The organism is Raineyella fluvialis, from assembly GCF_009646095.1.
GTDB classification, from domain to species: Bacteria; Actinomycetota; Actinomycetes; order Propionibacteriales; family Propionibacteriaceae; genus Raineyella; species Raineyella fluvialis.
The window spans coordinates 2,802,369-2,827,359 of the sequence record NZ_CP045725.1; the positions used below are offsets into that span (position 1 = coordinate 2,802,369).

At 70.0% G+C, this 24,991-nt stretch carries 23 protein-coding genes and 1 pseudogene; 15 read left to right on the forward strand and 9 right to left on the reverse strand.

What is annotated here, in order from left to right:
* Positions 1–78 precede the first annotated feature (78 nt).
* The 7 genes from Rai3103_RS12855 to Rai3103_RS12880 all read left to right on the forward strand — a co-directional run bounded on the left by Rai3103_RS12855 (position 79) and on the right by Rai3103_RS12880 (position 6,792).
* Entirely contained in the window at positions 79–687 is a 609-nt protein-coding gene (locus Rai3103_RS12855) for a MauE/DoxX family redox-associated membrane protein (protein ID WP_153572926.1), read from the forward strand.
* Positions 615–1,082: a thioredoxin domain-containing protein gene (locus Rai3103_RS17905; protein ID WP_228488906.1), complete on the forward strand. Its 468-nt coding sequence runs from the start codon at positions 615–617 to the stop codon at positions 1,080–1,082. The genes Rai3103_RS12855 and Rai3103_RS17905 overlap by 73 nt, the downstream gene beginning before the upstream one ends.
* 19 nt (positions 1,083–1,101) lie before the next feature.
* Positions 1,102–1,668 carry a YqgE/AlgH family protein gene (locus Rai3103_RS17910; RefSeq protein WP_228488907.1) on the forward strand — a complete coding sequence of 189 codons (567 nt, stop codon included), beginning with the start codon at positions 1,102–1,104 and terminating at the stop codon, positions 1,666–1,668.
* Positions 1,669–1,813: 145 nt separating this feature from the next.
* A complete protein-coding gene (gene mtrA, locus Rai3103_RS12865; RefSeq protein WP_239022455.1) occupies positions 1,814–2,461 on the forward strand; it encodes an MtrAB system response regulator MtrA in 648 nt (215 codons plus the stop codon).
* 4 nt (positions 2,462–2,465) lie between these two features.
* Entirely contained in the window at positions 2,466–4,136 is a 1,671-nt protein-coding gene (gene mtrB, locus Rai3103_RS12870) for an MtrAB system histidine kinase MtrB (RefSeq protein WP_228488909.1), read from the forward strand.
* On the forward strand, positions 4,133–5,905 hold the full coding sequence (locus Rai3103_RS12875; protein ID WP_153572929.1) for an LpqB family beta-propeller domain-containing protein: 1,773 nt from the start codon (positions 4,133–4,135) through the stop codon (positions 5,903–5,905). The genes mtrB and Rai3103_RS12875 overlap by 4 nt, the downstream gene beginning before the upstream one ends.
* Positions 5,906–6,018: 113 nt before the next feature.
* Entirely contained in the window at positions 6,019–6,792 is a 774-nt protein-coding gene (locus Rai3103_RS12880; protein ID WP_153572930.1) for a ComF family protein, read from the forward strand.
* On the opposite strand, the gene Rai3103_RS12885 is transcribed toward Rai3103_RS12880, so the two are convergent.
* Genes Rai3103_RS12885 through Rai3103_RS18595 form a run of 4 tightly spaced genes read right to left on the reverse strand, consistent with a single transcriptional unit; the run spans position 6,752 to position 10,191 of the window.
* Positions 6,752–8,476 carry a [protein-PII] uridylyltransferase family protein gene (locus Rai3103_RS12885; RefSeq protein ID WP_153572931.1) on the reverse strand — a complete coding sequence of 575 codons (1,725 nt, stop codon included), beginning with the start codon at positions 8,474–8,476 and terminating at the stop codon, positions 6,752–6,754. The genes Rai3103_RS12880 and Rai3103_RS12885 overlap by 41 nt on opposite strands.
* A 37-nt stretch (positions 8,477–8,513) precedes the next feature.
* The gene (locus Rai3103_RS12890) at positions 8,514–8,852 is read right to left on the reverse strand and encodes a P-II family nitrogen regulator (RefSeq protein ID WP_153572932.1); all 339 of its coding nucleotides are present in this window, start codon (positions 8,850–8,852) and stop codon (positions 8,514–8,516) included.
* Positions 8,849–9,907: an ammonium transporter gene (locus tag Rai3103_RS12895; RefSeq protein ID WP_277872973.1), complete on the reverse strand. Its 1,059-nt coding sequence runs from the start codon at positions 9,905–9,907 to the stop codon at positions 8,849–8,851. The genes Rai3103_RS12890 and Rai3103_RS12895 overlap by 4 nt, the downstream gene beginning before the upstream one ends.
* 14 nt (positions 9,908–9,921) lie before the next feature.
* Positions 9,922–10,191 carry a hypothetical protein gene (locus Rai3103_RS18595; protein ID WP_277872974.1) on the reverse strand — a complete coding sequence of 90 codons (270 nt, stop codon included), beginning with the start codon at positions 10,189–10,191 and terminating at the stop codon, positions 9,922–9,924.
* A 407-nt stretch (positions 10,192–10,598) separates the two neighbouring features.
* Here Rai3103_RS18595 and hpf point away from each other — a divergent pair, with 407 nt between their 5' ends.
* Positions 10,599–11,183, forward strand: a complete 585-nt coding sequence (hpf, locus tag Rai3103_RS12900; RefSeq protein ID WP_239022350.1) for a ribosome hibernation-promoting factor, HPF/YfiA family — start codon at positions 10,599–10,601, stop codon at positions 11,181–11,183.
* Positions 11,184–11,264: 81 nt separating this feature from the next.
* Here the strand turns inward: hpf and gndA are convergent, their stop codons facing one another.
* Positions 11,265–12,698, reverse strand: a complete 1,434-nt coding sequence (gene gndA / locus Rai3103_RS12905; RefSeq protein WP_153572933.1) for an NADP-dependent phosphogluconate dehydrogenase — start codon at positions 12,696–12,698, stop codon at positions 11,265–11,267.
* 243 nt (positions 12,699–12,941) lie between these two features.
* Between gndA and Rai3103_RS12910 the strand changes: the two genes are divergently transcribed.
* Positions 12,942–14,015 carry a LacI family DNA-binding transcriptional regulator gene (locus tag Rai3103_RS12910; protein ID WP_228488910.1) on the forward strand — a complete coding sequence of 358 codons (1,074 nt, stop codon included), beginning with the start codon at positions 12,942–12,944 and terminating at the stop codon, positions 14,013–14,015.
* Here the strand turns inward: Rai3103_RS12910 and Rai3103_RS17915 are convergent.
* Positions 13,982–15,313 (reverse strand): lactate racemase domain-containing protein, encoded by a 1,332-nt coding sequence (locus tag Rai3103_RS17915; RefSeq protein ID WP_228488911.1) that lies wholly within the window; start codon positions 15,311–15,313, stop codon positions 13,982–13,984. The genes Rai3103_RS12910 and Rai3103_RS17915 overlap by 34 nt on opposite strands.
* A 119-nt stretch (positions 15,314–15,432) precedes the next feature.
* On the opposite strand from Rai3103_RS17915, the gene uxaC reads away from it, so the two are divergent.
* The 4 genes and pseudogenes from uxaC (at position 15,433) to secA (ending at position 21,660) form a co-directional block, all read left to right on the forward strand.
* Complete coding sequence (uxaC, locus tag Rai3103_RS12920; protein WP_153572934.1) at positions 15,433–16,848, forward strand: glucuronate isomerase; 1,416 nt, start codon at positions 15,433–15,435, stop codon at positions 16,846–16,848.
* Positions 16,845–18,245, forward strand: coding sequence for a mannitol dehydrogenase family protein (locus Rai3103_RS12925; protein ID WP_228488912.1), 1,401 nt, complete (start codon positions 16,845–16,847; stop codon positions 18,243–18,245). Before uxaC ends, Rai3103_RS12925 begins: the two co-directional genes overlap by 4 nt.
* Positions 18,246–18,357: 112 nt before the next feature.
* Positions 18,358–18,756: a pyridoxamine 5'-phosphate oxidase family protein gene (locus tag Rai3103_RS12930; protein ID WP_153572935.1), complete on the forward strand. Its 399-nt coding sequence runs from the start codon at positions 18,358–18,360 to the stop codon at positions 18,754–18,756.
* A 97-nt stretch (positions 18,757–18,853) separates the two neighbouring features.
* Positions 18,854–21,660, forward strand: a pseudogene (secA, locus tag Rai3103_RS12935) (preprotein translocase subunit SecA).
* 8 nt (positions 21,661–21,668) lie between these two features.
* Here secA and Rai3103_RS12940 read toward each other — a convergent pair.
* Complete coding sequence (locus tag Rai3103_RS12940; RefSeq protein WP_153572936.1) at positions 21,669–22,154, reverse strand: Rv3235 family protein; 486 nt, start codon at positions 22,152–22,154, stop codon at positions 21,669–21,671.
* 146 nt (positions 22,155–22,300) lie between these two features.
* On the opposite strand from Rai3103_RS12940, the gene Rai3103_RS12945 reads away from it, so the two are divergent.
* Positions 22,301–22,792, forward strand: a complete 492-nt coding sequence (locus Rai3103_RS12945) for a DUF6912 family protein (RefSeq protein WP_153572937.1) — start codon at positions 22,301–22,303, stop codon at positions 22,790–22,792.
* 14 nt (positions 22,793–22,806) lie between these two features.
* Here the strand turns inward: Rai3103_RS12945 and Rai3103_RS12950 are convergent, their stop codons facing one another.
* Complete coding sequence (locus Rai3103_RS12950) at positions 22,807–23,283, reverse strand: DUF2505 domain-containing protein (protein WP_153572938.1); 477 nt, start codon at positions 23,281–23,283, stop codon at positions 22,807–22,809.
* 26 nt (positions 23,284–23,309) lie between these two features.
* Between Rai3103_RS12950 and Rai3103_RS12955 the strand changes: the two genes are divergently transcribed.
* Positions 23,310–24,155: a PHP domain-containing protein gene (locus Rai3103_RS12955; protein WP_153572939.1), complete on the forward strand. Its 846-nt coding sequence runs from the start codon at positions 23,310–23,312 to the stop codon at positions 24,153–24,155.
* Positions 24,156–24,171: 16 nt separating this feature from the next.
* On the opposite strand, the gene Rai3103_RS12960 is transcribed toward Rai3103_RS12955, so the two are convergent.
* Complete coding sequence (locus Rai3103_RS12960) at positions 24,172–24,990, reverse strand: alpha/beta fold hydrolase (protein ID WP_153572940.1); 819 nt, start codon at positions 24,988–24,990, stop codon at positions 24,172–24,174.
* Position 24,991 lies beyond the last annotated feature (1 nt).

Genomic DNA, 24,991 nt, shown 5'->3' on the forward strand with positions numbered 1-24,991 from the left:
CTTGTTGACGAACGGGTGTCCCGCCTCGGCGGGACACCCGTTTCTTGCTGTCCGGCGGGCCGCACATAGAATCGCGCCGTGCCCGACTTCCTGGTCCTCGCTCCGCTCGTCGTCGCCGTCACGTTGGTGGTGGCAGCCGTCGGGAAGTGGCGCCATCCCGATGCCGGCCAGACCGCCTTCGAAGGGGCCGGCCTCCCTGCGTGGATCGGGTCGGGGTTCGTGCGGCGCTGGCATCCGGTCGCCGAGCTGGTGCTCGGCCTGGGGATCGTGCTCCTGCCAACGCCCTGGAACCTTCTCGCCGTGCTGGGTGGCGCCGTCCTCGTGCTCGCCTATCTCGTCCTGGTGATCATCGCCGTCCGGGCCCCCGGCCCGGTGTCCTGCGGCTGTTTCGGTGCCGAGGACACGGCCCCGGTCTCCGGGCGCACCCTGGCCCGCAACATCCTGCTCGTCGTCGCTGCCGTCATCGCCCTCGTCGATGCCGCCCTCGGTGGCTCGGTGATCGGTCGTCTCGGTTCCCTGGCCGTCTGGGGCTGGCTGCTGGGGCTGCACTGGCCGTCGCCGTCGCGGTGCTGGCGACGGCCTCCGGTCCCACCGGGGCAGCGGAGCCCGAGCCGATGGCGGTCGCCGACGTGGCGGACGACGACGAGGAACTCGAGGACTACGAGCGCGAGGAGATCCCCGACGTGATGGTGCAGGACCCCGACGGTCATGCTGTGCCGTTGCGGTCCTTGGTCGCGACCGGTGCCCAGCTGCTGCTCTTCCTGTCGCCGGGTTGCGGTTCGTGTGCGGGGATCGCCCGGGACCTGCCCCGCTGGCGGGCCCGGGAGCTGCCGCTCGGCATCCGCGTCGTGGTCTCCGCGGGTGCCCTCGACCTGCCGGGCGCGCCGGCCTGGGTCGAAACCGCACTGGTCGACCCCGCCGGCGAGGTCGGCCGTACGCTCGGGATCCACGGCACGCCGGGCGCGGTACTGCTCGGCACCGACGGTCTGCTCGCCGGGGGCCCGGTGCTGGGGTCAGGTCCCGTCCGGGAGTTCTACGTGCAGATCGCCGAGCAACTGGAAGAAGCGGCCAACGTTTCCTGACGCAGGCCACAATGGTCCGGTGGAGGTACGTCGACCGCGACGCGGTGACTTGTTGGTGTCGACCGTCGATGTGCGCGACGGCGGCGTCTTCGAGCAGTCCGTGATCTTCCTCGTCGACGCCGACGACGACGGCGCCCTGGGCGTCGTGCTCAACAAGCGGGCGGACCTCTCCCTGGAGCGGGTGCTTCCCGACTGGGTCGACGTGGTCAGCACGCCCCGCGTCCTCTACCAAGGGGGGCCGGTGCTCCCGGAGGGCGCCGTCTGCCTGGCCAGTGTGAAGGATCCCGAGGAGGAGCCGCCCGGGTGGCGGTCCGTGGTCGGCCGGATCGGGCTGCTGCACCTGGACACACCGGTGGAACTCGTCTCCGGAACGTACGACGACATCCGGATCTTCGCCGGCTACGCGGGCTGGTCTCCGTGGCAGTTGGAGACCGAGATCGGCCGCGGCCTGTGGTACGTGGTGCCCGCGACCTACACCGACGTCTTCGGTCAGTCCCCGTGGACGCTGTGGCGCGAGGTGCTGCACCGGCAGGGTGGTGACCTCGCCGTGTACGCCACCTGGACCGACGTTCCGCACCTCAACTGATCGGTCCGGGGAGGAGCCATGGCTTGCGCTTAGGATGGTGCCACCCGGCGGAGGACAAGGAGTACCAACTGTGGCGTACGGAGCCCGGCCTGCGGTGTCGCGGGCGACGATCCTGGTGGTCGACGACGACGCGGCGCTGGCGGAGATGTTGCAGCTCGTACTCCAGCAGGAGGGGTTCGCCACCAGTTGGGTCGGCCGCGGTGATGAGGCCATGAACACTCTGCGCGAGGTCCAGCCCGACCTTGTCCTCCTCGACGTGATGCTGCCCGGCAAGGATGGTGTCGAGATCTGCCGGGAGATCCGCGCGGAGTCCGACGTGCCGGTGGTGATGCTCACGGCGAAGTCCGACACCACCGATGTGGTCGCCGGACTGGAGGCGGGCGCGGACGACTACATCGCCAAGCCGTTCAAGGCCAAGGAACTCATCGCCCGGGTCCGGACCCGGCTGCGCCGGCTGCCCAGCGAACCCACCGCCGAGACGCTGACGATCGGCGACCTGGAGATCAGCGTCGAGTCGCACACGGTGCGACGCGGCACCACGGAGATCTCACTCACGCCCCTCGAGTTCGACCTGCTGCTGGCCCTCGCCCGCAAGCCGCGGCAGGTCTTCAGCCGCGAGGTGCTGCTCGAGCAGGTCTGGGGCTACCGCCACGCCGCGGACACCCGACTGGTCAACGTCCACGTGCAGCGGCTCCGGTCCAAGATCGAGAAGGACCCGGAACACCCCTTGATCGTTCTCACCGTCCGAGGCGTCGGTTACAAGGCCGGCGTGGCGGGCGAGGGGAACGACTGAAGCGATGACCCGCTGGCACGTCACCCGCGTGGCCACGGCGTTGCGATGGTTCGGCCAGGCGCTCCGCCGCTTCCTGCGCCATCCACTGGACGTCTGGCGCGGATCACTGCCGATGCGAGTGGTCACCAGCACCGTACTGGCCTCCATGGCGGTCCTGGTGGCGGCCGGATTCCTGCTGATGCAGCAGGCAAGTGACGGGGTCGTCCAGGGCAAACACCGCGCCGCCCTGGCGGAGGCCGAGGTCGCCTTCGACACCGCGCAGACGCAGATGCTGACCAGTGACCTGGCGGCAGGCAACCTCAACGAGATCCTCAGCAAGGTCACCATCGACCTCGACAACAGGGGCACGGTCAGCGGGCAGTACCACGTGCTGGTCCAGGGACCCGTGTCGAGCTTCCGGTCCGGCGGCATGCAGGCCCAGTCGGTTCCGGCGGCTCTGGCGGACAAGGTCTCGCGGAACAGCGGGGTGTGGGCCTCGCCCACTCTCATCGTCTACGAGGACGGCCATACGGAGCCCGGCTTCGCGGTGGGATCCGCGCTCAACGCGGCGGGGGCCGGTCGGTTCCCCGTCTACCTCGTCTTCCCGCAGACCCAGGAGATGCAGACGCTTCAGGTGCTGCGGAGCGCGGTGATCACCACCTGGGTGATCCTGCTCGTCGCACTGGGTCTGGTCTCCGCGTTCGTCGCGCGTCAGGTGGTCATCCCCGTCCGGGCGGCCCGGGAAGCCGCCGAGGCGCTTGCGTCGGGCAACATGGCCGACCGGATGCCGGTACGTGGCTCCGACGACGTTGCTCGCCTCGCGACCTCGATGAACAACATGGCCTCCGAGCTGCAGACCCGGATCAGTCAGCTGGAGAACCTTTCCCAGGTGCAGCAGCAGTTCGTCGCCGACGTGTCCCATGAGCTGCGCACGCCGCTGACGACGGTGCGGATGGCGGGGGACTTCATCTATGAGGCGCGTGACGAGTTCGACCCCGCGACCCGGCGGTCCACGGAGTTGCTGCACGATGAGCTGGACCGTTTCGCGTCGCTGCTGGACGACCTGCTGGAGATCTCCCGCTTCGATGCCGGTGCGGCGGTGCTCAACGCCACCAAGGCGGACCTGGTCGGCATCGTCCTGGCGGAGGTGGAGGCCCAGCGGCCGTTCGCGGAGAGCAAGTCCACCCCGATCGTGGTCCACGCCGAGGAGCCCGCGTACGCCGAGGTCGACCCGCGTCGCATCCAGCGAATCCTGCGCAATCTGATCACCAACGCCATCGAGCACGGCGAGTCGAAGCCGATCGAGATCACCGTGGTGGGCGACGACCGCTCGGTCGCCATCACCGTACGCGATCATGGTGTCGGATTCGCCGCCGATCAGGCGCGGATGGTCTTCCACCGCTTCTGGCGGGCGGATCCGTCCCGGGCCCGGACGGTCGGCGGGTCAGGGCTCGGGCTGGCCATCTCGATGGAGGACGCCCGCCTTCACGGCGGCACGCTGAACGCCTGGGGCCGCCCCGGGCAGGGGACCCAATTCCGACTGACGGTACCCCGCCGGCCCGGCGGTCTGGTGGAGGTGTCGCCGTTGCCGATCGTCCCCCGGGATTTCCTCCTCGCCCAGGCCGAGGCGGCTGCGCGGCAGCACGCAGCCGAGTTGGAGGGGGCGCCGACGGTGAGTGGGGAGGTCCAGGAATGACGTCATCCAGGCCATCGCGCGCACAGCGATCCGCCCGTACCCTCGCGGCCCTGGCCACGGTGCTGCTGCTCGGCGCCTGCGTGTCCATGCCCACCAGCGGGCCCATCGTCCCGGGGGCCCAGTCCAGCACCCGAGCGACCTCGAAGGTCGAGATCGCCGCCCAGCCGCCCGCCGCCAACAGTTCGCCCCGAGCGGTGGTGGACGGCTTCCTGCAGGCGATGGCGGCGTACGAGCCCAACTATGCGACGGCCCGGCTCTATCTGGCGCCGTCGGTACGCAACAGTTGGCAGCCGATGTCGGGGGTCACCGTGTATGCCGACGGGCATGCCGTGACGGAGTCCGACGGCAGGGTCACGCTCAGCGCCCCGGTCACCGGCCAGGTCGACGCCAGGGGCAGCTTCTCCCCGGTCAAGCAGCAGCTCACCACCGACTTCGGCCTCCAGCGTGGCACCGACGGGCAGTGGCGCATCACCTCTCCGCCGCAAGGCCTGCTGGTGTCACAGTTCATCTTCGACAACTTCTTCCAGCATCCGAACCTCTACTGGCCCGAACCGGGTGGCCAGTACCTCGTCCCGGACCCGGTGTCGATGGCACAGCGGCGGCTGACCCCCTCCACCCTGGTGCGGGCGCTGCTGTCCGGGCCGGGCGATTGGATCGCCCCCGCCGTGAGCAGCGCCGTCCCCGGCGGAGCCACACTCCTCGATGACGTCACCGCCGACGCGAACGGTCTCGCCACGGTCAACCTCGGCGGCCCGATCGAGACGCTCGACATGCAGCAGCGCCGGCTGCTCGCCGGCCAGCTCACGTGGACGCTGGCCCAGTTCCCGACGGTGACAGGGATCAGGGTGCTGCACAACGGGGCGGCGTACGCCCTGGGCGATCTCGCCGGGCAGAACGGGGTCGTCCCGGTGAGGGCGCTGCCAGGCCTGTCCCCGGTGCCCACGCTGGACTCCCGGCTCTTCGCCATCGTCGATCACCGGGTCGCCCGGGTCGACCAGAGCGAGCAGACCAGCACCGTTGTCCCCGTCCCCGGACCTTTCGGCCAAGGTGGCGTCGTCCCCGACAGCCTCGCCGTGACCTCGTCGGGCGACAGTGCGGCGGTCGTCACCGCCTCGGGCACCAAGGTCACCACCCTCAATCTCTCCGCCGGCACCACCACGGCCACCTTCACCGGGTTCAGCCGCCTGCTGCGGCCGCAGTACGCGCGCACGGGCGAACTGTGGCTGGTCTCGGGCGAGCCGGGTCACCAGAAGCTCCAGATCGCCCAAGGGGACCAATTGCGCGAGGTGGACGCCGGCCCACTAGCCGGTGAACACATCACCAACTTCCGCCTCGCCCCCGACGGTGTGCGGATGGCCGTGGTGATCGAGCGCGACGGCCACACCACGTTGGCCCTGGCCCGCGTGGACCGGCACACCGCCGCGCTGCGGGTCGAGGGGCTGGAGGTCATCCCACTGGCCACGAGCGGTCAGGCCCAACTGACCTCGATCAGTGACGTGGGCTGGATCGGCCCGACCGGTCTCGCCGTGCTTGGGGCGAGCCAGGAGAGCACCCAACCGAGCCCCTACCGCGTCGACCTGAGCACCGTCGCCGTCCAGCAGATCGGGCAACCCGACGGCTGGCAGGCCAAGTCCATCGCCACCTTGCCGAACCCGGAGAGCACCCGGATGGTCGTCGTCGGTGAACAGGGAGGGGCCTGGCGGTACGAGGACTCCTTCACCTGGCCACACCTGTCGAGCACGATGACGGCGGCGGTGTACCCGGGCTGATCGATCCTCGAACGTCGGCTCGCTGTCCACAGCGCGGCCCGGTCGGTGACGACCCTGCACAGCCCTCCCGCTCCTGCGCCCAGCCGGCACGCGTCCGACTCACCTTGAAGCCCATGGATGTCCTCGCGGGGCGAGATCGGATCGGGCTGTCGCAGGCGGCCGCCGACCTGCTGCTCGGTCGCACCTGCGCCGGCTGCGGGCGCGGCGGCCCCTTGGTGTGCGACGGCTGCCTTCGCTGGCTGGAGGCGTACGGCCCCCGAATCGTACGGCCCCGCCCGACTCCGCCGGGACTGCCGATGACGGTGTCGTCCGCGCCCTATACGGGGCCGATGCGCGGCCTCATCCACCGCTACAAGGAGGCATCGGCGTGGGGGCTGGCCGACCTCCTGGGCAGCCGGCTCGCGCTGGCGGTGGTCACCCTGTTGCATCGGTGCGCCGAGGACGGCATCTGGGAGCCCGGTCCGGTCGTTCTTGTCCCCGCGCCTTCCCGTCGCGCCGCCGTGCTGCGCAGGGGCAGCGATGTCACCGCCCGCCTGGCCGCGCGGGCAGCGACCCTGGTCCGTGAGGGCACCGGCCTCCCGGTGACCGTACAAGGGCTGGTGCGGATGCGCGGGGCGACGGCAGACCAGGCGGGGCTCGACGCGCAGGAGCGGACGGCGAACCTGCGTGGCAGTCTCGTCGTGCGGCCCCAGGCTGTGACCATGGCCACCGGTTCGGTCGCCGTGCCCGTCGACGACGTCATCACCAGTGGAGCCACCATGGCCGAGTTCGGCGGCGTGCTCCGGGCAGAGGGGATCCGCGTCCTCGGAGCGGCGACGGTAGCCGCCACGCCGCGACGGCGACCGGTCAGCGAGCCGACTGCGCGAGCCTCCAGCGGGCCGCCGTGACGAACTGGTGGGCCCGCTCGGCCCGCCAGGTGGTCCACACGCCCGGACCGGTCGCCCGGGCATCGGCCTCGGTCAGGGCGGCCAGCTCCTCCAGCCGCTCCGGATCCTCGTGCACGATCGCGCAGAGCCGGGCGATGGCTGTGGGGTCCTCCGGGTCCTCCCGCGAGGCGAGCGCGGCCAGGGCGAGGTGGTCACGGACGAGCGCCACGACGGCGTCCGCGGTGTCGGGGGCGGCGCCCAGGCGGGCGAGAGCGTCCTCGGTGATGACCGCTCCGGTGGTGCTGTGGTCCCGTGCCCCGGCGATCTTGCCGATGTCGTGGAAGAGTGCCGCCAGCAGCAGGATGTCAGGTCGTCGCACCCGTGCGGTCATCCCGGCGGCGAGGACGACGCACTCCAGGATGTGGCGGTCCACCGTCCAGCGGTGGACGCTGTTGCGCTGGTGGCGGGAGCGGATGGCGTCCCAGGCGGGGATCCAGCGGCTGATCAGGCCGGCGTCGTCCAGGGCGTCCCAGACGGCGAGCAGGGGCTCCCCGGTGCCGAGCAGCGCGACGAACGACGCGAGGGCGGGAGCCGGCCACGGGACGGCCAGGTCCGGCGTGTGGGCGGCGAGGTTGCGGGCGGTGATGTCGGAGATGGGCAGGTCCTCGGTCGCGGCGTGCTGGGCCAGGATCAGGGGGAGCAGCGGATCCTCCTGATCAGCACCCTTCCCCAGCACCACCTCACCCTCGTGGACGTAGCAGCCGTCGCCGAGCATCCGCAGCTCGGGCTTGCGCCGGGGGATCCCGCGGCGAGGAGCCCGGGCCTGGAGGGCGCGGCGCAGGGTCGCCTGGAGCTCGTGGGCCACCGTATGGCCGCTGGCCGAGACCCGTCGCAGCATCTCGTCGGTGTCCAGGCCGAGCTGGGCGGCGACCGCGTCGTGCTCCTGGAGGACGAGTTCGTTGCGGGCCCGGCCGGTCACCACCTGGAGGGCGTCGCGGGTGTCGAGCAGCACGTGGTGGGCGACTTCGGCCCGGTCATGGGCATAGTCGGCCAGCCACGAGGCGGCGAGCGCCCGTAGCACCGTCATGTCCCGTAGCCCTCCGTTGCCCTCCTTGAGATCGGGGTCGAGGGTCTGGTCGAGATCGCCGTTGCGGGCGTGCCGGGCCCGGATCGACTCCTCGAGTTCGGGCAGTCGCTTGCGGGCATCCGTGCGCCAGTCCGCCGCCAGGATCCCACGTAGCGTGCTCACCACCCGGTCGTCCCCGGCGATGCAGCGGACATCCAGGGCGGAGGCGGCGGTGGCTAGGTCCTTGCGTGCCGCGGAGCGTGATTCGTCGATTGTGCGCACGGTGTGGTCCATGCCCAGCTTGCTGTCCCAGATGGGATACCAGAGGCGCTCGGCGATCCGGGCGACCTCGTCGCGCCGCAGGGTGCAGCGGTTGTCGAGGAGAAGTTCCAGGTCCAGGTCGCTCAGCGGCCCTGATTCCCGCCGGGCCAGGCTGCCGGAGCAGGCCAGCGCGATCCCTGGCCCGGGCGTCAGGGGCTCGGCGTTGCCGGTCGTGGCGGCGATCCACAGGTCCCGCAGCCACTCCTCGGTCAGGGCCGTGATGTGGGCCCGGAACAAGGCGCCGGCGCCCCGGCCCGAAGGTCGCGGGGCGCCGGCGAGACCGAGTCGCTCGGAGCGGATGGTGGAGGTGTCAGCCATGTCAGATCCGAAGCGGGTCAGATCACGAGGTGTCGGATCACAAGGCGTCGACGCCGCGTTCACCGGTGCGGACCCGGACCACGTCCTCCACGGGGGTGGTCCAGATCTTGCCGTCCCCGATCTTGCCGGTGTCGGCCTCGGTGACGATCGTCTGGACGACCCGATCGACGTCGGCGTCCTCGATCACGACCTCGAGGCGGATCTTCGGGACGAAGTCCACGGTGTACTCCGCGCCGCGGTAGACCTCGCTGTGGCCGCGCTGGCGTCCGTACCCCGCGACCTCCGAGACGGTCATCCCGGAGACGCCCAGGGCGATCAGGGCCTCCTTGACGGGGTCGAGGCGGTGGGGCTTGATGATGGCGGTGACGAGCTTCATGACAGGTGCTCCTTGGTGGTGATACCGGTGCTGGAGACGTGACCGACGTGCATGGGGGAGCCGCCGGCCGGGGCAGTGAAGTCGTACGCCTGCTCAGCATGGGTCACGATATCGAGGCCGACCCGTTCGGTCTCCTCATCGACACGGATCCCCATGGTCTTCTTGATCGCCAGCGCGATCACGAGGGAGAGGACGAACGAGAAGGCGAGGACCGAGATCGCCCCGATGAACTGACGGCCGAGCTGGTCGAAGCCGCCGCCGTAGAACAGACCGGCGACTCCTGCGGGGGAGCTGGGGTCGGCCAGCAGGCCGATCAGGATCGTGCCGGCGAAGCCACCGACGAGGTGGACACCGACGACGTCGAGGGCGTCGTCGTAGCCGAGGCGGAACTTCAGCGGGACGGCCAGCGCGCAGAGGGCGCCGACGACGACCCCGAGGAGCAGGGCGCCCATCGGGGAGACCGAGTGGGCGGCGGGCGTGATGCCGACCAGACCGGCCACCATACCGGAGGCGGCGCCCAGCGTGGTGGCGTGCCCGTCACGGATACGTTCCACGAGCAGCCAGCCGATGACGGCGGCGGCCGTGGCGGACAGGGTGTTGACGAACGCGGTGGCGGCGATCCAGTTGGCGCCCAGGGCGGACCCGGCGTTGAAACCGAACCAGCCGACGAACAGCAGGGCGGCGCCGAGCATCACGGAGACAAGGTTGCCCGGGCGGATCGGGGTCTTGCCGAAGCCCTGACGCTTGCCGAGGACGAGCGCGAGGGCCAGACCGGCCGCACCCGCGTTGATGTGGATCGCGGTGCCACCCGCGAAGTCGATGGCCTTGAGCTGGTTGGCGATCCAGCCGCCGACGACGCTGCCGTCGGAGGAGCTGAACGCGAAGACCCAGTGGGCGACGGGGAAGTAGACGACGGTGGCCCAGATCAGGCTGAACACGATCCACGCGCTGAACTTCATCCGATCGGCGACCGATCCGGAGATCAGCGCGACGGCGATGACGGCGAAGGCCGCCTGGAACGCGACGAAGGCCAGGGCTGGGACGGTGCCTGCCACGGCACCCTTGTCCATCAGGCTGTGCAGCCCGGCGGCTTCGAGGGGATTGCCGAGGAGCCCCAGGCCCCCAGCGAGTTGCCGAATGATGCCGAGTACCCGAAGAGCACCCACAGCACTCCGACCCCGGCGAGGGCGGAGAACGACATCATCATCATGTTCAGCGTGTTCTTCGTGCGGCTCATGCCGCCGTAGAAGAGGGCGAGGGCGGGTGTCGTCATCAGCAACACCAGCGCGGCACTGATCAGTACCCAGGCGGTGTCGCCGGTATCGATGGGAGTGTTCATGGCCATCAGTGAACAGGCCGTCTGTTTCCGCGGTCCTGCGGCAGTGTTACGGCCGGATGAGGAGTACGACCCCATGTGTCGATCCGATGTCGGACCCCTCGAGCAGGGCCTTTGTCACAGGGATCTGACGAGCAGGTGACGGTCGGTGTGACTTGCGGCAACGGGCTGGTGAGGACTCAGGGGCGCGAGTACCGTAGGTGCATGGCACCGGTTCCCCAATGATTCCGGCAGGCAGGACCCCCGCGGTCCTGCCGCACGGCGAGGGGGACGCGGTGCTTTTTCGCATGTCATGGCCGATACGGAGCCCGTCAGCCGACGGGCGGTCGGCCGTTGCAGAGACTGGAGGTTGCCATGGACGTCAACGTCACTGGCCGGCACACGAAGGTCCCGAGGACTACAGGCTGCACGTGCTGGACAAGATCGGGAAGATCGAGCGGCTCAGGGATCGCGTGATCCGCGTCGACGTACAGCTCTCTTCCTATGGGACCGAGAAGCAGCCCAACCAGACCTACCGCACCGAGATCACCCTCCTCTCCAAAGGCCCCGTCGTCCGATCGGAAGCCGCGGATCCCGACAAGTTCGCCTCCTTCGAGCTGGCGATGGACCGGCTGCGGGCCCAGCTGCGCCGCGCGTCCGACCGCCGCAAGGTGCACCACGGCCGGCGGCGTCCCACCGCGCTGTACGAGGCCGCCATGGAGCTGCCCGAGCTGACCCTCACCTCGTCCGATGAGGTGGGCGAGGACGAGACCCGCAACGTGGCCGGTATCGAGGTCACCGGCGAAGGCCCGCTGGTCGTGCGCGAGAAGTCGCACCCCAAGACCCCGATGACCCTGGCCCAGGCCCTCGACCAGATGGAGCTGGTCGGCCACGATTTCTTCCTCTTCCAGGACGCGGATGCAGGGGTGCCCAGCGTCGTCTACCGCCGCAAGGGGTACAGCTATGGCGTGCTGCGCCTGGACGGTGAGGTGACCGAGGAGGAGAGGGTCGGCTGACGTCGACCATCTCGTCCTGATCGCGTGACGAAGGGGGCCGGTCCGTGGTGGACCGGCCCCCTTCCTCATCCCCTTCGATGATCAGTCGACCTTGGACTCCGAACGGTCGCCCGACCACTCGATGTGGAAGGTGCCCTCCTCATCGACCCGCCGGTAGGTGTGGGCGCCGAAGAAGTCCCGCTGCCCCTGGATCAGGAACGCGGGCAGGCGCGGAGAGCGGGCGCTGTCGTAGTAGGCGAGGGCGGCGGAGAACACCGGGGTGGGAACACCCGCGGCGATGGCCTGCCCGAGCGTACGACGCCAGCCGGCTTGGACGTTGCCCATGTCCTCGACCAGCGAGGGGGCCTCGAGCAGGTTGGTCAGGCTGTTGGCCGCGTACTCGTTGGAGATGCGGTCGAGCAGCTTCGCGCGGATGATGCAGCCCGCGCGCCAGATCTTGGCGACCGCGGCCACGTCGATCTCCCAGCCGTACTCCTTGGCGCCGACGCGGATCAGGTCGAGGCCCTGGGAGTAGGCCACCACCTTCGAGGCCCACAGCGCCTGGCGCACATCCTCGACGAAGGCCGCGCGGTCCTCGACCGCGATCGTCTGGTCCGGCCCCTGGAGCAGCGGCTGCAGCGCCGCGCGCAGGTCGGGGGAGGAGGACACGGAACGGGCGAACACCGACTCGGCGATCGCGTTCAGGTCCACGCTGAGCTCCAGCGCGATCTGGGCGGTCCAGGTACCGGTGCCCTTCTGGCCGGCGGCGTCGACGACGACGTCGATCAGTGGCTTGCCCGTCTTGGCGTCGACCTGGTCGAGCACCTCGGAGGTGATCTCGATCAGGTAGGAGTCGAGTTCACCGGTGTTCCACTCGCGGAAGATGTCGGAGATCTCCGGGACGCTCAGTCCGGCGGCGCGCAGTAGGCTGAAGGCCTCGCCGATGCCCTGCATGTCGGAGTACTCGATGCCGTTGTGCACCATCTTGACGAAGTGGCCGGCGCCGTCGGTGCCGATGTAGGTGCAGCACGGCTCACCGTTGAACTTGGCGGAGATGTCCTCCAGCAGCGGGCCGAGGAACTCGTAGGAGTGGGCCGAGCCGCCCGGCATGATCGAGGGTCCGTGGAGGGCACCCTCCTCGCCGCCCGACACGCCGACGCCGACGAAGTGGATCCCCTTGTCGCGGAGCGCCACCTCGCGGCGCTGGGTGTCCTTGTAGTACGCGTTGCCGCCGTCGATGAGGATGTCGCCGTCCTCCAGCAGAGGGACGAAGGTCTCGATCGTCGCATCGGTCGCGGCACCGGCCTTCACCATCATCATGATCCGGCGCGGCTTCTCGAGGCTGGCGACGAGCTCCTCCGGCGTCCGGGCGGCGATGAAGCCGCCCTCCTCGCCGTGCTCGGCCATGACCTTCTCGGTCTTCTCGTAGCTGCGGTTGAAGATGGCGACTCGGTGACCGTGGCTCGCGAAGTTGCGAGCGAGGTTGGAACCCATCACCGCCATCCCGACGACGCCGATGCTTGCGAGTTCGCTCATGTGGAGCTGCCTTTCGTGTGCGTTCCGGCAGGGTGTTCGGCCTGCGTCCGGTCCCGGGGCCGCAAGGTCGGCTGCGACTCCTGCCTCGATGATGGCTCATCCATGAGGAGGTGCGGGTGCTTGTTGCCAGGTGTTCCCGCCCGGGTCCGGTGCCCAACGGGCGCTTGGGACCCCGCGGACCGCAGGACGCCATTAGTCTGGCACTGACCCGAAACTCCTCAGCGGCGACGGAGGTGACGCACCATGGCGGTGCCCGGAGACGACCCCTCCACCGATGCGATCCCCGGCATCCCCACGATCTACGACGTCGCACGGGAGGCCGGCGTCTCGCCGTCCACCGTCTCACGGGCCCTGTCCCGGCCGGGCCGGGTGAGTTTCGACACCGCCGAGCGGATCCGCAAAGTGGCGGCCGAGCTGGGCTACCACACCAAGGCCATCAGTCGTACGTTGCCCGAGCGGGTGACAAAGATGCTCGGCCTGGTCGTGGCCGACATCGCCAATCCCGTCTACCTCGGCATGATCCGCGGTGCGGAGCGGACGGCCCGGGAGCTGGACTACTCGCTGGTGCTCGTGGAGACCCAGGAGAGTGAGCGGCTGGAGTCGGAGCTGCTCGAACGGCTGATGCCGCTCGTCGACGGGGTGATCCTCGGTGCCTCGCGGCTCCCCGACGTCGACATCCGCCGGCTGGCGAAGCAGACCCCCTTGGTGGTGCTGAACCGGCAGGTCGGCCAGGTGACGTCGGTGAGCAGCGACAACCTGCGCGCGGTGAAGCGTGCCGCGGAGTACCTCGGTGGTCTGGGGCACCGGTCCATCGCCTACCTGGCCGGCCCGGAGAACTCCTGGTCGGACGGCATCCGCTGGCGTGGGCTGCTGGAGGCCGGGTTGGAGCTCGACATCCGGGTGCGCCGAGCGGGCCCGTACGTCCCCTCGATCAAGGGCGGCGCCGCGGCGGCCCAGGACTGGTTGCAGCACCGGACGGGAGCGGTGCTCGCCTACAACGACCTGATGGCGATCGGGTTCATGCGCCAGCTCGCCCTCAGCGGGGTCGAGGTGCCGAGGGACGTCAGCGTGATCGGCTTCGACAACATCTCCGACGCGTCGCTGATCCGGCCGCGGCTCACCACCATGGCCGCTCCCCAGGTCACGCTCGGGGCGACCGCCGTGAACCACCTGTTACGCCAGCGCCGACACGTGGCCGAGACGGGCGACCCGGTGTTGCTCCCGGTCCGGCTGATGGTCCGGGAGTCGACCGGGCCGGCTCCCGGACGCCAGCCCGGCGCGGCTCACACCCCGGGGCGCTCCGACTCCAGGCGGTAGAGCACCTCGCCGGCGTGCGGTTCGACGAACGTGTCGGGGTCCTCCGCCAGCTTCGCCAGGTCCAGGGTGGCCGGATCGATGTACTCCAGGGCGACCGATTCGACCACCTCGCGCGGGATCCCCGTCGCCAGCGCCACCCGCACCCGGTCGGTCTCCACACCCGTCTCGGCGTCGTACGATCCGGGGCCGCGCAGGTGCGTGGAGTGGGCCAGCTCGCCCCAGGAATGGTCCTTGAACCGGTCCCACTGCTTCACGAAGTAGTCGATGGTGTGGTAGCCGATGTCCTTCAGCCCGGGGTGCATCACCGCGATCTCGGTGATGTGCGGGGCGTAGATGACCAGCAGGCCACCGTCTGCGACGATCGGCTCGAGCTTGTAGAAGCCCTTCGCGGCGGTCCAGATGTCCTCGTACTTCTCCGGCATCACTGAGATGACGGTGCCGTACGCCTTCTCCTTGTACACGACGTGGGTCTGCACCGTGACGTCCGCGCAGGCGGCCCAGGAGTCCTCGCAGCCGCCGAAGGACACCGCGTGCAGCACCTCGGAGTTGGACTTGACGACGAAGCACAGGGCATAGCGCTGCGCCGGGATGAGCTGGCACGCCTCGTTGATCAGCGCCCGGACCGGGCTCACGGGGCGGGTGCCGATCATCGCGTGGGTGCCGATCAGGGCGCCGACCCAGTGGGACACGTCGATCACCTCGTGGACCGACAGCCCCGGGAAGAAGTACTTGTTGCCGCCCGAGACCCCCACCACCTCGTGGGGGAAGATCGGACCGATGACGATGTCGACGTCCGCCTCGGCGGCATGCCGGTTGAGCTCGACCTTCATCGGGACGTCGTGCAGCCGCCCGCCGGAGAGCTCGGTCACCCGTTCGGCGGGGACGGTGCCGAGGTTGACGATCTGGGTCGGGTCGTGGTGCTCGTGGTTGAGGATCTCCAGACCCGGATACACCTCGTCGGCGTGCCCCGGCCGGAAGCCGAAGAACCTGGCGATGTGCTTCTCGTCCATGGCCTGATGGGTGCCGAGCGCGATGACCGCCTTCATCGACTTCACCCGGCCCTGCAGAGCCCGGTGCGCGGGCTTCAGCAGCATCGGCAGCGGGCAGGTGCGGGTACCGTCCGGGACGATGAGGCAGACGTCCTTGCCGTCCACGTCCAGAGCGGAGATCGCCTCGAAGACGAAGGACTCCACCTGCTCGGCGGTGAGCACCTGGTCGGCGCCGCCGAGGAAGGCGGCCTTGCTGGGGTCCCCGGCGTACGTGCCGTACGCGTCGTCCACGATCTGGGAAGCGGTCATGGCACCAACGTTCCACCAACCGCAGACGGTGCACAAGCAGATCGCGTCAACCCGCCCGAAGAGGGGCAACACCCGGCAACCCGTTGCCGCTGCACAAGGCTGTCGGGAGCATGGAAGTCATGTCTGAGCCAGCGCTGGAACTGCATCCCGACCGCCTCCTTCCCCCCGAGCCCGGCGTCCGGGACATCGCGCGCCGGCTGTACGCCTCGGTGCAGGACCTGCCGATCATCTCGCCCCACGGGCACGTGCCGCCGAGCTGGATCGCCGACGACATCCACTTCGACGACCCGACGTCGTTGCTCATCACGCCGGACCACTACGTCAACCGGCTGCTGCACGCCCACGGCGTCGAGCTGTCGACCCTGGGCGTCAACCAGCAGGACTTCGGCGCCGACCAGCGGCGTGAGGCCTTCCGGGCGCTCTGCGCCAACTGGCACGTCTTCCGCGGGACGCCGGTGAGGTACTGGTTCGAACACACCTTCGCGGAGGTCTTCGGCATCACCGTCGCACCCTCCGCCGCGACGGCGGACAGGATCTACGACGAGATCGCGGCCGCGCTGCCGACCCCGGACTACTCGGTCCGGTCGCTGTACCGCCGGTTCGGCATCGAGGTGATGGCTACCACCGACGACCCGTGTGACGACCTCCACTGGCATCAGCGGTTGATCGACGACCCGACCTGGGAGGGCCGGGTGCTGCCCGCCTTCCGTCCCGACCGCTACCTCGAACCGGCCCGGCCGGACTGGAACGCCGACGTCGACCGGTTGGGAGAGATCTCGGGCGTGGACACCGCCACCTGGCCGGGCTGGGTGGCCGCCATGGAGGAGCGGCGAGCGTACTTCAAGGCCCATGGCGCGACGTCGACCGACCACAGTCACGCCGACGCAGGCACCGAGGTGCTGGCGCAGCAGGAGGCCGAGCGGATCTACCTCGCCGCGCGGGCCGGCACCGCGACGGCCGCCGAGTGCACGGCGCTGCGCCGGCACATGGTCACCGAACAGGCCCGGATGGCCTGCGAGGACGGCCTGACGATGACCATCCACCCGGCCGTCGCCCGCAATCACGATCCGGAGGCCTTCGGGACGTACGGGGCCGACGTCGGCGGGGACATCCCGCACGCCGTGGAGTTCACCCGGGCCCTGCAGCCCCTGCTGCAGCGCTACGGCAACCATCCGAACTTCACCTTCGTCGTCTTCACGATGGACGAAACCGTCTACAACCGGGAACTCGGACCGCTCGCGGGCTACTACCGTTCCGTCTACGTGGGGGCACCCTGGTGGTTCATCGACGCCCCCGAGACGATCGCCCGGTTCCGGGAGAACGTCACCATCTCCGCGGGCCTGCTGAAGACCTCCGGCTTCATCGACGACACCCGGGCCTTCTGCTCGATCCCCGCCCGCCATGACATGAATCGCCGTCTCGACGCCGGGTACCTCGCTCGGCTGGTGGCCACCCATCGGCTGACCGAGGACGAGGCCCTCGGCGGCATGTACGACACCGTTGTCACCTGCCCCCGAAAGGCCTTCAAGCTGTGAACACCTCGCCCCGCCTCAGCCGCTCCCTGCCCGGCATGCCGCCGGCCCCGCCGGTACGGATGATCCATCTCGGTATCGGCAACTTCCACCGCGCCCACCAGGCCTGGTACACCGCCCACGCCGAGGACGCAGCCGACTGGGGCTATGCCGGCTTCACCGGCAACAGCCCCCGCATCTCCGACGCCCTGGCCCCGCAGGACGGCCTCTACACCCTGGTCACCCAGGGCGCCGACGGGGATCACCCCGAGGTGATCGGTTGTCTGGCGGAGGTGCACCCCGCCGCCGACCACGAGGCGCTGCTGACCGCCTTCGCCGACCCGAAGGTCGCGGTGGTCACCATCACGGTGACCGAACAGGGCTACCTGCGCGGCCCCGACGGGCGACTCGACACCAGCCAGGACGTCGTCACCGACGACATCGCGACCGCGGGGAGCGACCCGCGGGCCGCCGTCGTGTCCGCGCCGGCGCGGATCGCCATGGGCCTGGCCGCCCGCCGGGCCGCCGGGGCAGGGGCGATCACCATCCTGTCCTGCGACAATCTGCCCGCCAACGGTGAGGCGGCCCGGCAGGTCGTGATCGACTTCGCCGAGGCGGTGGACCCCGAGCTCGCCGCCTGGATTGCCGCGACCGTCGACTTCGCGACCTCGATGGTCGATCGGATCACGCCTGCCACCACGCCCGCCCTGGCAGCGCGGGTGGAGGAGCTGTGCGGTTGGGTGGACGCCTCCCCGGTGCCGACCGAGCCGTTCCATGAGTGGGTCGTCGCCGGGCGGTTCCCGGCGGGCCGCCCGCGATGGGAGACTGCGGGTGCGCGGATGGTCGACGACGTCGAGCCGTACGAGCAGCGCAAACTGTGGTTGCTCAACGGTTCACACTCGCTGCTCGCCTACGCCGGATCGATCCGTGGACACGAGACCGTCGAGCAGGCGATCAAGGACCCGGTCTGCCGGGGCTGGGTCGAGCTGTTCTGGGCGGAGGCGAGCCGCCACCTCGTCCTCCCGCAGGAGGAGAACGTCGCCTACCGCCAGGCGCTGGTGGAGCGGTTCGAGAACCCGAACATACGCCACAACCTCGCCCAGATCGCCCACGACGGATCGACCAAGCTCGTCGTCCGTACCCTCCCCACCATCCGCGAGGAGCGGGCCGCCGGCCGGGTGCCCCGCGGTTGCGCCACCGCCCTGGCCGCGTGGACCCTGCACCTGCGAGGGCTCGGTGCGCCGGTGGCCGACCGACTCGCCGGGCCGGCGCTGGAAGCGGCGACCTCGGGCCCGCTGGACGCGGTCGTGCCGAAGGTGCTGGACACCCTGGCACCGGGCCTGGGCTCCGACACCGCCCTGGTCGCCTGCGTCCTGGAGCAGGCGGCGCTGCTCGATCCGGAGGTCGTGCAGGCGGGGTGACGCCCCTGGTGTCGGTCGATGCTTGTACGCTCGGGACGTGGAGGAAGCCGGGGCAACGCGAGTGCCCGGTCCCCACCGCGACCCGCACCGCCCACGACACGAAGGAGTACCGATGGAGCGCGAGCGCATGGAGGAGTTGACCCCCGAGGCGTGCTGGGAGGTCCTGGCCGAGCAGCAGATCGGCCGGCTGGCGTACGTGCTCGACGGCGAGGTCAACATCGTCCCGATCAACCACGCCGTACGGGAGGGCCAGATCATCTTCGAGACCGGCCAGGGCTCGAAGCTGGTCGCCCTCGACGAGCAGGGCACCGTGGCGTACGAGGTCGACCGGATCGACGAGCACGAGAGCGTCAGCGTCGTCGTCCGGGGTTTCGCCACCGAACTGGAGGGCGAGGAGGCCCGCACGGCCGCCAGCGGCGTCCACCCCTGGATCGAGGGCGACAAGCCCGACGTGATGGTGATCGTGCCCTCCGTGGTGACCGGGCGCGTCTATCGGTTCGACCGCCCCTGACGGCCAGTCGGCGGATGTCCGCCGACCCCCTACGATGGGGTACGTCCGCTGTGAGGTGGACGTACCCCATCGTCACCGTGAGAAAGAGCTGATTGGCGTGGCAGTCCTGGACACGATCCTGCACATGGGTGAAGGCCGCCTCCTTCGCCGGCTCAAGACCGTCTCGGAGCGGGTCAACCTGATCGAGCCGGACTTCGTCGCGATGGACGACGACGAGCTGCGGGGCCAGACCAACGACTTCCGCCAGCGCCTGGACAACGGTGAGTCGCTCGATTCGCTGATGCCGGAGGCCTTCGCGACCGTTCGTGAGGCCGCCAAGCGGGTGATGGACAAGCGCCACTACGACGTACAGATCCAGGGTGGCGCCGCGCTGCACTGGGGCAACATCGCCGAGATGAAGACCGGCGAGGGCAAGACCCTCGTCTCGACCCTTCCGGTCTACCTCAACGCCCTCACCGGTGAGGGCGTCCACGTGGTCACCGTGAACGACTACCTGGCCCGCCGCGACGCCGAGTGGATGGGCCGGGTGCACCAGTGGCTGGGGCTGTCCGTCGGCACGATCCTGGCCAACATGGATCCCGACGACCGGCGCCGGGCGTACGGCTGTGACATCACCTACGGCACCAACAACGAGTTCGGCTTCGACTACCTGCGCGACAACATGGCGCTGACCCTGGACGCCTGCGTCCAGCGCGGTCACCACTTCGCCATCGTCGACGAGGTGGACTCGATCCTGGTCGACGAGGCCCGCACGCCGCTGATCATCTCCGGCCCCGCCGAGGAGAACCGGCAGTGGTACCCGGTCTTCGCGGCGCTCACCGCGCGCAAGCTGAAGGTCGACCGTGACTACGAGGTCGACGAGAAGAAGCGCACCGTCGCGATCCTCGAGCCCGGTATCGACCGGGTCGAGGACGAACTCGGCATCGACAACCTCTACGAGTCGGCCAACACCCCGCTCATCTCGTACCTGAACAACGCCATCCGGGCCAAGGAACTGTTCAAGAAGGACAAGGACTACGTCGTGCTCAACGGCGAGGTCCTGATCGTCGACGAGCACACCGGCCGTACGCTGCCGGGCCGGCGCTACAACGAGGGCCTGCACCAGGCGATCGAGGCGAAGGAGCACGTCGAGGTCCGCGACGAGTACCAGACGCTGGCGACGATCACCCTGCAGAACTACTTCCGGATGTACGACAAGCTTGCCGGGATGACGGGCACGGCGAAGACCGAGGAGTCCGAGTTCCAGAAGATCTACGGTCTGTCGGTGCTGCCGATCGCGACGAACAAGCCGCTGGTCCGCCTCGACCAGAAGGACCTGATCTATCGCACCGAGCAGGCCAAGTTCGCGGCGATCGTCACCGACGTCGTCGAGCGCCACGAGAAGGGGCAGCCGGTCCTCATCGGCACCGCCTCCGTCGCCAAGTCGGAGGTGCTGTCGGCACTCCTGAAGCATGTCGGCGTGCCCCACGAGGTGCTGAACGCCAAGAACCACGAGCGTGAGGCTGCGATCGTCGCCGAGGCGGGCCGCAAGGGTGCCGTCACCGTCGCGACCAACATGGCCGGCCGTGGTACCGACATCATCCTCGGGGCAACTCCGAGTTCCTCGCCGACAAGGCCCTGCAGGACCGTGGCGTCGACCCGCTGGAGAACTCCGAGGAGTACGAGGCCGCCTACCCGGCGATGCTGAGGAAGTTCGAGGGGCAGTCGAAGGTCGAGCACGAAGAGGTCGTCGACCTGGGCGGTCTGTACGTGCTGGGGTCGGAGCGTCACGAGTCGCGGCGTATCGACAACCAGCTGCGCGGACGTTCGGGGCGCCAGGGCGACCCGGGTGAGTCCCGGTTCTACCTGTCCCTCGAGGACGACCTGATGCGTCTGTTCAAGTCCGACATCGTGGACTGGGTGATGCAGGCACTGAAGATCCCCGACGACCAGCCGATCGAGAACAAGCGTGTCTCGAAGTCGATCCAGCAGGCCCAGGAACAGGTCGAGTCGCAGAACTTCGAGATGCGCAAGAACGTCCTGCGCTACGACGATGTGATGAACCGGCAGCGCCACGCCATCTACGGCGACCGGCGCAAGGTGCTCGAGGGCGAGGACGTCTCGGAGCGCCTGCGCGCGGCGACCGACGAGGTGGTCGAGGGCTACGTGCTGGCGGCCACCGCGACAGGCTTCGCGGAGGACTGGGACCTGGACGCGCTCTGGGCACAGATGCGCACGCTCTACCCGGTCACCCTCCCGCTGGAGGACTACCGCGGCGTCAACCTCACTCCCGCCGAGCTCGTCGAGGACTTCCAGGCCGACGCCCGGGAGGCGTACGACGCCCGGGAGGCGCAGCTCGGCGCGGAAACGATGCGCGAGCTGGAGCGCCGCGTGCTGCTCACCGTGCTGGACCGCAAGTGGCGCGAGCACCTCTACGAGATGGACTACCTGCGCGAGGGCATCGGCCTGCGCGCGATGGCGCAGCGCGATCCGCTGGTGGAGTACCAACGCGAGGGCGCGGAGTTGTTCACCGCGATGATGGACGCCTTCATGGAGGAGGTCGTCGGCTACCTCTTCAACCTCGAGGTTTCCCTGCCCGACCAGCCGCGTGTCGGCATCGTCCGCGACGAGGAGGGACGGGCGATCACCGTCGGCGCGGCGGCGGGCCAGCCGCGGGAGTCCGGGACGGCGCCGCTGGCGGCACCGCGGTTCTCGGCCGCTGGTCTCGAGGAGCACCCGGAGGCCCCGTTGGCGTACTCGGCCCCGGACGAGGACGGCAAGGCCAAGCAGGTGAACGAGTCACGGGCGACGGTGCGGGGGCGGACGGCGTCCGTCGAGGACCCCTACGCAGGGGTTGGCCGCAACGACCCGTGCCCGTGCGGCTCGGGGAAGAAGTTCAAGTACTGCCACGGCAAGAAGTCCTAGCAGCGGCCTCATCCGGCTCCCGGACGGCGGGGCGGGCCGGCGATCCAGCCGAGGTGACAGCAGTGCCACCGGTCGGCGTACGGCTCGACCCGGGCGGTGAGGACCCGCAGCGGGGCCCAGTCGCCGCGCGCCGGCCGACAGGGGACGACGATCTCGGCGGCGTGGTCCGCCACCACCTGCACATATGGTGATCCCGTCCGCACCGGATGGCGGCGGGTGGCCCGGGCGAGCAGCACCAGATCCGCCATGACCTCCTCGGTGGTCCACCGGGCCAGCTGGTGCGGAGCGCGGCGCCCAGCCAGGACGTCGATCAGGGCGGCCGTGCACGCCTCACCCGCGCCGGCCAGCATCCGGGCGCGGGCACTGCCGACCCTCGGGCTCGGGAGGGTCGTCGGGAGCGTGTCGAACAGGCCGGCCTGCGGGCACTCCGGCGCCGAAGGGGCCAGGAGGTCGAGTTGCGGCGGTCGGGTCTCGGGCAGCAGCAGTGTGAGCACGTCTCCACAGTGCCGGTACCGGGCAGCGAGCGGCAGTCCCGGACAACACATCTGTGGACAGTTCGACACCGGGACAACACCGCGCCGCTCCTGCCACCGGGCGGGGCGCCCGGCACCGCTCGCCGGAAGGCACTAGCCTGACAGCCATGGCGAGCGTACGTACCAGGACCGTGTACCTGCCCTCGGCGCCCGGGGGCGCGCAGGAGTTCCGGCGCAGCGGACGCCTGGAGCAGGCCGAGGGGATCAGCGTGGACGTGGCGTACGCCCGGGCCCGCGAGCTGGACCTCGACGTGCCGGACGACGCGGAGGAGGCCGACTTCTGGGCCCTCACGGATGCCGCGATGAGGAGTCTGGCCGCCTCCCCCGACGGGCCCCGGTTCGTCGTGGCGGTGCGGGTGCGGCCGGACCAGATCGTGTCCGCCGACGAGGCGGGATCCGGCCGGGTCACCGTCTCCGGGGTCGAATGGTCACAGGTCAGTGCCCTGTTCGTCGACGAGGAGGCGGCGCTGCCGGTCGTGCGTGCGGCGCGGGCTGCGCTGGCCGATCCGGAGGCCTTCGCCCGGGAGTCGGCGACCCTGCTCGACGAGCACGACCTGCTCTGGTACGCCCCTGATGAACTGGACGCGCTGCTCGGCTGAAGCGTAGCGACGGCTCAGGCCAGGTAGCCCCGGGCGACTGTTTCCTGCACCTCGATGCCGGCGGTCAGGGCGGGGGCCGCGGCCTGCTCGAGCTTCCTGCCGACGAGAGGGATCCGCACCACCAGGTCGCCGGACACCTCGATCTGGCTGCCGAGGGCAGTGGGGGACAGCACCGCGGCGCCGTTCATGCTCCCCGGGGTGCCGGGCACGTCGACGGTCAGGTCAGCGGTGCGGGTGCCGTCGTCGGAGGGCTCTCCCCACACGTACGTCTCGACGACGGTGATGGTCTCGCCGACGAACTTCTTGGCGAGATCGGGCGCCGGCATGCTCCGCGACATCCGGGTCCGGTTGCCGTCGGCCTCGACCTCGTACGCCACCGCACCGCCGGAGCGGCAGACCTCCTCGAGGAAGGCCCGATCGGTCTGCATCGCAAAGACGCGGGCCGGGTCGGCGGGGAACTGTGCGATGGCGGAGATCTGCATGGGATCCATGGTGCCATCCCCGTACGATGGCTTCCATGAGCGTCCGGGGAGGCATCGACCTGCACACGCACTCGTCCCGGTCCGACGGGACGGAGGCACCGGCGGCTCTCGTCCGGGCCGCGGCTGCGGCCGGGCTGGCCGTGGTGGCACTCACCGACCACGACACCTGGGACGGACTGGACGAAGCCGAGGGGGCCGCGGCAGCGATCGGACTGGGGTTCGTCCGCGGCGTGGAGCTGTCCTGCGAGCACCACGGTCACTCGGTCCACCTGCTGGGCTACGGCGGCGACCCGGGCGACCCTGGGCTGGTCAGCGAGACGGCCCGCATCCGGGCGGGACGGACCGGGCGGATCCCGGCCATCCTGCGCCGCCTGGCGGCATTGGGGATGCCGCTGACCGAGGCGGAGGTGGCGAGGCAGGCACGCGACACCCCCTCGGTCGGGCGTCCGCATGTGGCCGATGCCCTCGTCGCGGCCGGCTACGTGGCGGATCGTGACGAGGCGTTCGCGAAGTACCTGGCGGAGGGAGGGCCCGCGTACGTCGATCGTTACGCGCCCGATGTGTTCGAGGGGGTCCGGTTGCTCCGGGCGGCCGGAGCGGTGCCGGTCCTCGCTCATCCGTGGGGGCGCGACTCGAAGCGGGTGCTGCCGCTCGAGGTGCTCGTGGCGCTGCTGGAGGCGGGCGCGGCCGGCTGGGAGGTCGACCATGTCGAGCACGATCCGGAGGAGCGACGGGTGTTGCGCGATCTCGCGACCTCACGCGGCGCCCTGATCACCGGTTCCAGCGACTATCACGGCACCGGCAAGACCCGCAATCCACTGGGCTGCGAGGTCACGGATCCGGCGTCCTACGCCCGCCTGCGCGAACTGATGGGCGGCTGAGCCGCCGCTGGCTCGATCAGTCGAGCTCGAGGAAGTTCTGCACCAGGGCCCGGGCCGTCGCCTCCGGACGATCCTCCGCGGGATGGTCGGAACAGCCCTTCAGGACGACGGGGTCGGCGCCGAACTTGCGCGCCATCGCCACCTGGGCGGGGACGGGCCACGAGTCGGCGTACTCGCCGTACACGACATGGAAGTCGATCCCGGTCGCACAGAGCGCGGCCGAGCGGTCCGGGGTGTTCTCCGCCGCATCGATCATCGCCGCGACCGCCCGGGGATCGGTCGCCGAGAGCCGCTCGGTGATGAAGGTCGAGGGATGTTCCTCGGTGAGACCGAGGATCTCGAGGAACTCCCGGTGGATATCCACCAGTGGACGCTCGGCGTCCAGCGCATCCTCGACGAAGCGGAGCGGTCGGGTGCGGCCCAGGCCGCCCGGACCGGAGCTGACGAGGGTGACGGAGTCCCAGAAGTGCGGCTCGAGCAGGGCCGCCTCCTCGGCGACCAGGCCACCGAAGCCCTGCCCGACCAGATGGACCGGGATGTCGGAGCCGATCTCGGCGACCAGGGCGATGACGTCCTCGGCGAAGACCTCCAAGGAGAACGGTCCGGGCGAGGTGGACTCGAAGCAGCCGCGCAGGTCGAGCGCGCACCCGGTGAAGCCCTCCTCGGCGAGGGCCGGCAGCACCGTGTCGAAGTCCTCCTTGGATCCGAAGATCCCATGGACGAGCACGACGACACCGCGCTCGTCATCGGGCGTGCAGGTGTGCAGCGCCAAGGATGTGCCGTCGTCCAGGTCGACGACGGCAGCCTCGATCGGCCAGGAGCGGCCCTCGGTCATC

Excerpts from the sequence above, each read along its gene's own strand:
- gndA (WP_153572933.1), bottom strand. The coding sequence starts at position 12,698 with ATGAGCGAACTCGCAAGCATCGGCGTCGTCGGGATGGCGGTGATGGGT.
- Rai3103_RS12960 (WP_153572940.1), bottom strand. The coding sequence starts at position 24,990 with ATGACCGAGGGCCGCTCCTGGCCGATCGAGGCTGCCGTCGTCGACCTG.
- Rai3103_RS17915 (WP_228488911.1), bottom strand. The coding sequence starts at position 15,313 with ATGACCGCTTCCCAGATCGTGGACGACGCGTACGGCACGTACGCCGGG.
- Rai3103_RS12880 (WP_153572930.1), top strand. The coding sequence starts at position 6,019 with ATGGATGTCCTCGCGGGGCGAGATCGGATCGGGCTGTCGCAGGCGGCC.
- Rai3103_RS12885 (WP_153572931.1), bottom strand. The coding sequence starts at position 8,476 with ATGGCTGACACCTCCACCATCCGCTCCGAGCGACTCGGTCTCGCCGGC.
- Rai3103_RS12955 (WP_153572939.1), top strand. The coding sequence starts at position 23,310 with ATGAGCGTCCGGGGAGGCATCGACCTGCACACGCACTCGTCCCGGTCC.
- Rai3103_RS12945 (WP_153572937.1), top strand. The coding sequence starts at position 22,301 with ATGGCGAGCGTACGTACCAGGACCGTGTACCTGCCCTCGGCGCCCGGG.
- mtrA (WP_239022455.1), top strand. The coding sequence starts at position 1,814 with ATGTTGCAGCTCGTACTCCAGCAGGAGGGGTTCGCCACCAGTTGGGTC.
- Rai3103_RS12875 (WP_153572929.1), top strand. The coding sequence starts at position 4,133 with ATGACGTCATCCAGGCCATCGCGCGCACAGCGATCCGCCCGTACCCTC.
- Rai3103_RS12950 (WP_153572938.1), bottom strand. The coding sequence starts at position 23,283 with ATGGATCCCATGCAGATCTCCGCCATCGCACAGTTCCCCGCCGACCCG.
- Rai3103_RS17905 (WP_228488906.1), top strand. The coding sequence starts at position 615 with ATGGCGGTCGCCGACGTGGCGGACGACGACGAGGAACTCGAGGACTAC.
- Rai3103_RS12890 (WP_153572932.1), bottom strand. The coding sequence starts at position 8,852 with ATGAAGCTCGTCACCGCCATCATCAAGCCCCACCGCCTCGACCCCGTC.
- mtrB (WP_228488909.1), top strand. The coding sequence starts at position 2,466 with ATGACCCGCTGGCACGTCACCCGCGTGGCCACGGCGTTGCGATGGTTC.
- uxaC (WP_153572934.1), top strand. The coding sequence starts at position 15,433 with ATGTCTGAGCCAGCGCTGGAACTGCATCCCGACCGCCTCCTTCCCCCC.
- Rai3103_RS12930 (WP_153572935.1), top strand. The coding sequence starts at position 18,358 with ATGGAGCGCGAGCGCATGGAGGAGTTGACCCCCGAGGCGTGCTGGGAG.
- Rai3103_RS18595 (WP_277872974.1), bottom strand. The coding sequence starts at position 10,191 with ATGAACACTCCCATCGATACCGGCGACACCGCCTGGGTACTGATCAGT.
- Rai3103_RS12910 (WP_228488910.1), top strand. The coding sequence starts at position 12,942 with ATGGCGGTGCCCGGAGACGACCCCTCCACCGATGCGATCCCCGGCATC.